Raw genomic sequence first — 8,629 nt, 5'->3', positions numbered from 1 at the left:
GGCGGCCGCAGCCGCAGCCGCAGCGGGTGCCGCTTGCGCCGCCTGTGCGGCAGCGGGCGAGAAGGGGTCGCTGGCAGCACCACCGGACGGCTGCTGCATGCCCTTCATCATCTCCTGCGCCATGCCAAAGCCCATCGCCATCGTCGCGGGGATGGTGGCCGCTGCCGCGCCTTCGCCGCCATTGGCCATCGCCTGGCCCATCTGGTACTTCACATAGTCGTTGAGGTTGCCGATTGCGCTCATCGACGAGCGCTTGTCGATCGCCTGCTCCACCTCGGGCGGCACCGAGACATTTTCCAGCAGGAAGCTGGTGATCTCCAGGCCGTATTTTTCGGTGACGGCCGGGTTGATCAGCTGCAGCAGCGCATCACCCATCTCGGTGTAGCGCTGGGCCACATCGAGCACGGGCACCTGGGCCTTGGCCAGCGCTTCGCTGAAGATGCTGACAATGCGCGAGCGCATCGTGTCGGCAAACTCGTCGAGGCGGAAATTCTGGTCCGTGCCCGCCACTTCCTTGAGGAACTTGGCCGGCTGCACAATGCGGAAGTCATAGGTGCCGAAGGCACGCAGACGCACGACACCAAAGTCCTTGTCGCGCATCATCACCGGGTTGGAGGTGCCCCATTTGTTGCCGGTAAAGAGGCGCGTGTTGATGTAGTAGACATCGCACTTAAAGGGCGAATTGAAGCCGTACTTCCAGCCGCGCAGGGTCGACAGAATCGGGATGTTCTGCGTCGTCAGCTGGTGGCGGCCGGGGCCGAACAGGTCGGCAAACTGGCCTTCGGAGACAAACTGCACCTGCTGCGATTCGCGCACGATCAGCTGGGCGCCGTTCTTGATTTCCTTGTCCTCATCGGGCCAGCGGTAGGACAAGGTATCGCGCGAGTCATCGGTCCACTCGATGATCTCGATCAGTTGCTTGGTGATGATGTTCATGAGGTTCATCGGTGATCCTTGGCCAAAAGAGGATGAAAACCAGGCCATTCTAGAGCCACTGCCCGTCCATGGCGATGACCCTGAGCGGCCTGACGGCAAAACAGCCGCAAAAGCGGCTGTTGGCAGAGAAATGTTTTAAATCTGGTGGTCAGGCACCGCAGCACTTCTTGTACTTCTTGCCGCTACCGCAAGAGCAGGGATCGTTGCGGCCGGGCACCTCGCCCTTGACGATGGTGGCCTGGCGCGGGCCCATGCTCTTCCAGATCTGGCGCAGGTCATACACCGCCCAGATCGCCTCGCCAAAGGTCTCCACGCGCTCCTGGCTGGTGCTGGCCGGGCCGTTTTCGTCGTACATGCAGACCGTGGGGGTGCCGGTGTCGTCCTCGGTCAGGGCCACCACCGATTCCAGCGCATCGTTCAGCCAGCGGGCCGCTTCCTTGTCGCGCGGTGCGGTCCACTCATCGGCCCAGTTTTCCACGACGAACATGAAGCCCAGCGCCCAGACCTGGCCGAACGAGGGGATCTCCTGGCCGTCCAGCTCCTGGCGCTCTTCCTCGGGCAGGCTGGCAATGGCGCCGCGCATGTCCATCGCATCGGGCTGGAAGGTGTCGTCATCTTCGAGGCTCTTGACATCGGCGTCGAGCTGGGCAGTCACCTCGTTCCAGCGGATCTGCCAGAGCTCCAGAAAACGGTCCTGCTGGGCCCGGTCCTGGAAGGCCGGCAGCTGCGGCAGCTTGCCGTCCGCATCGCGCTCCAGCAGCTCGCCATCGCCCACCAGCATCGGCAGAAACTCTTCGACCGGCACCGCGCGGCGCGTGCAGACCAGCGCGGTGAGTGCGCCGTCGGCAAATTCCCACTGCGGAATCTCTTCGGCGCGCGTGCGCATGTCTTCCAGGATCTGGTCGATCTCGGTCAACTGGTCGTCATTCAATCCATCGGGGATCTGGGGCTGGGTCATCGGAGCTCTCTCAATAGGGGGCCGCACAGCACAAACCCCTGCACGCTTGCAATGCCACCAGCGCCCCCTATGATGGGTCTGGTTTTGTAACAACATTGCAATGGCAGACGGCCGCTGCGCCAGGCAGGGCCTGCAGTGTAGCGCCAGCCAGGCGCCTGTGCTGCAGCCCGGGATTTGCGCGCGCTTTTGGGCGGTCTGACCTGCACCCCACACCCCATGAACCAGCTCAACAAGATTTTCCCCGTCCGCTACACCGTGATGGCGCTGTGCATGCTCTTGCTGGTCGTCGGCATCATCGCGCTCGTGCTGCAGGCCAGCGCCTGGTGGTGGCTGGCCGTGCTGGCCGGCGCCGCGCTCACGCTGCTGGGCCTGCGCGACCGGCGCCAGACGCGCCACGCCATTCTGCGCAACTTCCCGGTCATCGGCCATATGCGTTTTTTCCTGGAGCTCATCCGCCCGGAGATGCGCCAGTACTTTATCGAAAGCGACACCGAGGCCCTGCCCTTCTCGCGCGCCCAGCGCTCGCTGGTCTACCAGCGCGCCAAGGGCGACCCGGACAACCGCCCTTTTGGCACTTTGATGGATGTGGGCGCACGCGGCTATGAATGGGTCAACCACTCGATGGCGCCCACGCGGCTGGACGGCCATAACTTCCGCGTCTGGATCGGCGGCTCGCCCGATGCGCCGTCGCAATCGGTCGCGCCCTGCACCCAGCCCTACCATGCCAGCGTCTTCAACATCTCGGCGATGAGCTTTGGCGCGCTGTCGGCCAATGCCATCCTGGCGCTGAACAAGGGCGCGCAGATTGGCGGCTTTGCCCATGACACCGGCGAAGGCTCGATCAGCCAGCACCACCGCGTGCACGGCGGCGACCTGATCTGGGAGGTGGCCTCGGGCTACTTTGGCTGCCGCAACGACGACGGCAGCTTCAGCGAAGAGCGCTACGTCGCCAACGCCACCCAGCCCCAGGTCAAGATGATCGAGCTCAAGCTCAGCCAGGGCGCCAAGCCCGGCCATGGCGGTGTGCTGCCCGGCGCCAAGGTCACCCCCGAGATTGCGGCGGCGCGCGGCATTCCGGTGGGCATCGACTGCATCTCGCCAGCCCGGCACAGCGCCTTCTCCACGCCCGAGGAGATGATGCATTTCATCGCCCGGCTGCGCACGCTCTCGGGCGGCAAGCCCACCGGCTTCAAGTTCTGCCTGGGCCACCCCTGGGAATGGTTTGCCATCGTCAAGGCCATGCTCAAGACCGGCATCACGCCGGACTTCATCGTCGTCGACGGTGCCGAAGGCGGCACTGGCGCAGCGCCGGTCGAGTTCACCGACCACGTCGGCGTGCCGCTGCAAGAAGGCCTGCTCTTGGTGCACAACACCTTGATCGGCGTGAATCTGCGCGACCGCATCAAGCTGGGCGCCGCCGGCAAGGTCATCACCGCCTTTGACATCACCCGCATGATGGCGCTGGGCGCCGACTGGTGCAATGCCGGCCGGGGCTTCATGATGGCGCTGGGCTGCATCCAGGCCCAGACCTGCCACACCGGCAACTGCCCCACTGGCGTCACGACGCAAGATGGCGTGCGCCAGCAGGCCCTGGTCGTGCCCGACAAGGCCACGCGCGTGGCCCAGTTTCACAAAAGCACCTTGCATGCGCTGCAGGAGCTGGTGCAGGCCGCCGGCCTCCAGCACCCTTGCGAGCTCAATGCCCACCATATCGTGCGCCGCATCAGCGACACCGAGGTGCGCCTGCTGTCCAACCTGCTGCTGCAGGTGCGGCCCGGCGCGCTGCTGGACGACCTGGCGCACCAGCACGATGTCTTTCGCACCTACTGGCCGCTGGCCAGCGCCGAGAGCTTCCAGCCACTGGCGCAGCCCCATGTCAAACCCTCGGCACCGGCCGACCACCAGGACATGGTGCCCCAGGCGGCCGAGGCCTCTTGAGCGGGCAGCGATAATGCAAGGTTTTCACTGTTGCTGGAGTGGCCGCTGCGGCGTGCGCCCCGCTTGCGCATGACCGATACCGCTTCCCCCTTACAGCCCCCTGCCCCCGCTGGCGCCCCGCCCGGCGCCCTGCCCACCGAGCGCCCGGACTATGCCGCGTTTTTGCAGCAGCACCTGGCCAGCCAGGCCTTTAACGTCGTGCGCTATGAGCTGCCGGGCGAATCGGTCTGGCTCAAAAAAGCCGGCCCGGCGATAGCCGCCTGGCGCTACCGGACCTTGGGCCTGCTCTCGCGCCTGCTGGATGTACCGGTGCTGCAACCCGCCGGTGCTGCAACCCGTGGTCACCCCGGGCGGGCAAGCCGCCATTGCGACCGAGGTGCGGCGCCTGCGCGACCTGCATGCGCGCGGCCTGCGCGTGCCGCTCGTGCTGGCCGATGCGCCCGAGGGCTTTCTGATGCGCCACCTGGGCCTGCCCGGCGGCGATACGCCGTCGCTCAGCGACGAGATCGAGGCCGCCGCGCGCCAAGCCCCCGCCAGCACCTTGGCGCTGTGGCAGCAAGGCTTTGCCGCGCTGCAGCGCGTACATGCCAGCGGCACCTGCCTGAGCCAGGCCTTTGCCCGCAACATGGTGCGCTGCCCCGATGGCGTCATTGGCTATATCGACTTTGAAGACGACCCGCTGGCGACCTTGCCGCCTGCACTGTGCATCGTCAAGGACGCGCTGTGCTATGCGCATTCCACCGCGCTGTTCCTGGACAATGCCGGCACCCTGGAGGCAGCCCGTGCCGACTGGCATGCCTGGCTGGCGCAGACCGATCCTGCCGTGCGCGCCGCGCTGGAGCGCACCGTGCAGCAGATGCGCTGGGTCGGCAAGCTGCCCAACCAGCGCAAGCTGGGGCGCGATACCTTGCGCTTGCGGGCGATGTATGGCCTGCTGCGCCCACTGCCCTAACCACCTGTTCGCTGCATTTCACCGACAAAAAAATGGCCTGCATCTGCAGGCCATTCCTTTTGGAGCGGGGTGTTGATCAGCCCTTGGCGGTATCCACCACGGGCACCTGCACGGGCGCATTCTCCAGCACCGGCTCGTTGTTCAGCACCGCGTTGAGCTTGGTGTAGTCCAGCGCGTTTTCCCAGCGCGAGACCACGACGGTGGCAACGGCATTGCCGATAAAGTTGGTCAGCGAGCGGCATTCGGACATGAAACGGTCCACACCCAGGATCAGCGCCATGCCGGCCACGGGCACTTCCGGCACCACGGCCAGGGTGGCAGCCAGCGTGATGAAGCCCGCGCCGGTCACGCCCGCAGCGCCCTTGGAGCTCAGCATCGCCACCAGCAGCAGCGCAATCTGGTGTCCCAGGGTCAGGTGGGTGTCGGTCGCCTGAGCGATGAACAGCGCCGCCAGGGTCATGTAGATGTTGGTGCCATCGAGGTTGAACGAGTATCCGGTAGGCACCACCAGGCCCACCACCGACTTGCTGCAACCGGCCTTTTCCATCTTGTGCATCAGCGATGGCAGGGCCGATTCGGACGACGAGGTACCCAGCACCAGCAGCAGCTCATCCTTGAGGTAGCGGATCAGCTTGAGCACCGAGAAACCGCAGGCACGGGCCACGGCACCCAGAATCACCAGCACAAAAAGCAGCGAGGTGATGTAGAAGGTCGCGACCAGCTCGGCCAGGTTCAACAGCGAGCCGAGACCGAACTTGCCGATCGTGAACGCCATCGCACCAAAGGCGCCGATGGGGGCGAGCTTCATCACGATGTTGACCAGCTTGAAGACGGGCTTGGTCAGCGATTCGAGCAGGTTGAGCACGGGCTTGCCGCTGTCACCAACCATCGCCAGCGATACGCCAAACAGCACCGCCACCAGCAGCACTTGCAAAATGTTGTCGCCGACAAAGGGGCTGATCAGGGTCTTGGGGATGATGTCCATGACAAAGCCGGTCAAGGTCATGTCATGCGACTTGGCCACGTAGGAGCTGACTTCCTTCTGGTCCAGATCGGCCACATTGATGTGCATGCCGGCGCCCGGCTGCATCACATTGGCCACGATCAGGCCCACGATCAGCGCCAGGGTCGAGAAGGTCAGGAAGTACACCATGGCCTTGCCGAACACACGGCCCACGGTGCTCAGGTGCGTCATGTTCGCAATGCCGGTCACGATGGTCAGGAAAATCACCGGCGCGATGATCATCTTGATCAGCTTGATGAAGGCATCGCCAAAGGGCTTCATCGCCGCACCATATTGGGGCTCGAAATGCCCCAACAAGACACCGATGGTGATGCCGATAATCACCTGGAAGTACAAAGTCCGGTAAAAAGGCGGTGCCTGTACAGGCGCCTGGCTGGCGGTGGTATCGATCTGCATGGTGGGGCTCCAAAGATTCTCGGCACCAACTCGGTGCGCTGAGGCGCGTTTGTATCCCAGCCCTTACAGATTGCCCATTAGACATTAGTATTAGGCGCTGCCTTCCCAGAGCTACGGAAAACCCAAACCCAGGGAAACTACCTAGCCCGTTGTTACACCTTAGCCATGATTCCCCGCCGCTCCCTGCGATCCCTGTGGACCTTCTGCGCCGTGCTGCTGAGCACGGCCGCTGCTGCTGCGGGCGCCTGGCACTGGATGCTGCAGCACAGCCTGGCCGAGGAAAACCTGCAGGCCCACCGCCAGCTCGTCCTGTATGCGCAGGCGCTCAGCCAGCGCCTGGACCGCTACCGGGTGCTGCCCGATGTGCTGGCGCTCGATGCCGAGCTGCGCGAGGCGCTCACCCACCCGCAAAGCCCCGAGCAGGTGGTACGCCTCAACCGCAAGCTGGAGCAGGCCAACGGCGCCAGCCTGGCCTCCACCCTCACCTTGATCGATGCTCAGGGCGTGGCACTGGCCGCCAGCAACTGGCGCACGCCGTCCAGCAATGTGGGCGAGGACTACAGCTTTCGCCCCTATGTGCAACTGGCGCTGGCGCAGGACAAGGGCAGCTTCTACGGCATCGGTGTGACCACCGGCGAGGCCGGTTACTTCCTCTCGCGCGCCATCAGCAGCGATGCCGGTGGCCAGCACCGGGTGCTGGGCCTGATCGCGATCAAGATCGTGCTGCTGGAGCTCGAGCGCGAATGGATCCAGAACCCCGACATCGTGCTGGCCAGCGATACCAACGGCGTCGTTTTTCTGGCCAGCAACGAGGACTGGCGCTACCGCAAGCTCAAACCCATCGATGCCCTTGCGCAGCAGGAGATGGACCGCACCCAGCAGTACCGCAGCCAGCCGCTCAAGCCCATGCGCTATGCGCAGGAGCAGCCGCTGGACGAAGGCGGCGCGCTCGTGCAGTGGCAGGACCCGGCCGTGGGCCGCAAACTCTGGCAAACGGTGACCTTGCCCGAAACCAGCTGGCAGCTGCATATCCTGCACGATGTGGACAACAGCCTGGCCTCTGCCTGGTGGGCCGCAGGGGCGGCGGGCGGCAGTTGGCTGGCGCTGTCGCTGCTGCTGCTCTATGCGCGCCAGCGCCAGCGCTTATCGGCCTTGCGCCAGCGCAGCCGCGAAGAGCTCGAAGCGCTGCTCAAGCAACACGCCCAAGAGCTGCGCAGCGCGCAAGATGGCATCGTGGCCGCTGCCCACCAGGCCGATGCCGGCCACAGCCAGAGCCTGGAACACCTGCCCCAGGGCGTGGTGGTGATCGATGCCGCGCTGAACCTGGTCGCCTGGAACTCGCGCTACATGGAGCTGTTCCGGCTGCCGGCGGGCCTGTTGAAAGTGGGCATGCCGGTCGAGGAGCTGTACCGCTACAACGCGCGCCGGGGCCTGCTGGGCACCGGGCCCATCGACGAGGCCATCGAGCGGCGCATGCAGTTTTTGCGCAGCGGCAAGCCCCATGCGCGCGAGAGCGAAAAGGCCGACGGCACGGTGCTGGAGATCCGGGGCAACCCCCTGCCCGATGGCGGCTTTGTGACCAGCTATGCCGACATCACCAGCTACAAGAACGCCGCGCGCGAGCTGCGCTCGCTGGCCGATGCGCTGGAAAAGCGCATCGCCGACCGCACCGAAGACCTGGCCCAGGCCAAGCGCGAGGCCGAGCAGGCCAACCGCTACAAGTCCAAGTTTGTCGCCGCCGCTGTGCATGACCTGCTGCAGCCGCTGAACGCTGCACGCGTGTTTGCATCGCTGCTGCGCCAGCATGTGCAGGGCGACAAGGCCTTGCAGCTGGCCAGCGATGTCGAAGGCGCGCTGGCCTCGCAGGACGACATCCTGAACAGCCTGCTCGACATTGCACGCATGGAATCGGGCCAGCTCGAGGTGAACCGCCGTGACTTTGCGCTGCAGCCCATGCTGGCCCAGCTGGGCAGCAGCCTGGGCGTGCTGGCCCAGGGCCATGGTCTGCAGCTGCAGGTCATTCCCTGCCGCGCGGTGGTGCACAGCGACGAGGCGCTGCTGCGCCGCATCGTGCAGAACTTTCTCTCCAACGCCATCCGCTACACGCGCCAGGGCCGCATCGTGCTGGGCTGCCGCCGCGTGGGCGGCCATCTGCGCATCGAGGTGCATGACCAGGGCCCGGGCATCCCCGAGAGCCTGCACCGCGAGATTTTTGAAGAATTCCGCCGGCTGGAGACTGGCCGCCAGCATGAGCGCGGCGCCGGCCTGGGCCTGGCCATTGTCGAGCGCCTGGGGCGCCTGTTGCAGCACCCGATTGGCCTGCGCTCGGCGCTGGGCCGGGGCTCGGTCTTCTGGGTCGAGGTGCCATTGAGCCAAACCGCCTTGGCCCCGGAGCCCGCGCGCGAGCCCCCGGAGGCAGCACCTG

6 protein-coding genes are annotated in these 8,629 nt (G+C 65.4%); 3 read left to right on the top strand and 3 right to left on the bottom strand.

The window, feature by feature from the left end; translation table 11 throughout:
- Positions 1-945, bottom strand: a 945-nt coding sequence (locus H928_RS0104550) for an SPFH domain-containing protein (protein ID WP_021025450.1), incomplete at its 3' end; no start/stop codon positions are given.
- Positions 946-1,084: 139 nt separating this feature from the next.
- Positions 1,085-1,894, bottom strand: a complete 810-nt coding sequence (locus H928_RS0104545; RefSeq protein ID WP_021025449.1) for a UPF0149 family protein — start codon at positions 1,892-1,894, stop codon at positions 1,085-1,087.
- A gap of 216 nt (positions 1,895-2,110) precedes the next feature.
- On the opposite strand from H928_RS0104545, the gene H928_RS0104540 reads away from it, so the two are divergent.
- The gene (locus H928_RS0104540; RefSeq protein WP_021025448.1) at positions 2,111-3,832 is read left to right on the top strand and encodes an FMN-binding glutamate synthase family protein; all 1,722 of its coding nucleotides are present in this window, start codon (positions 2,111-2,113) and stop codon (positions 3,830-3,832) included.
- 325 nt (positions 3,833-4,157) lie between these two features.
- Positions 4,158-4,784: a hypothetical protein gene (locus H928_RS26125; protein ID WP_239644883.1), complete on the top strand. Its 627-nt coding sequence runs from the start codon at positions 4,158-4,160 to the stop codon at positions 4,782-4,784.
- Positions 4,785-4,860: 76 nt separating this feature from the next.
- Here H928_RS26125 and H928_RS0104530 read toward each other — a convergent pair whose 3' ends face one another.
- Positions 4,861-6,204 carry a dicarboxylate/amino acid:cation symporter gene (locus H928_RS0104530; RefSeq protein ID WP_021025447.1) on the bottom strand — a complete coding sequence of 448 codons (1,344 nt, stop codon included), beginning with the start codon at positions 6,202-6,204 and terminating at the stop codon, positions 4,861-4,863.
- Positions 6,205-6,369: 165 nt separating this feature from the next.
- Here H928_RS0104530 and H928_RS26120 point away from each other — a divergent pair.
- A partial coding sequence (locus H928_RS26120; protein WP_021025446.1) for a PAS-domain containing protein occupies positions 6,370-8,629 on the top strand: 2,260 nt, incomplete at its 3' end.

Origin of the sequence: Comamonas sp. B-9, from assembly GCF_000410635.1 — a bacterium.
In the GTDB taxonomy this organism is placed as follows: Bacteria; Pseudomonadota; Gammaproteobacteria; order Burkholderiales; family Burkholderiaceae_C; genus Comamonas.
Note: the sequence above shows the minus strand (reverse complement) of the source record. Positions and strands in the feature narration are given on the sequence as shown.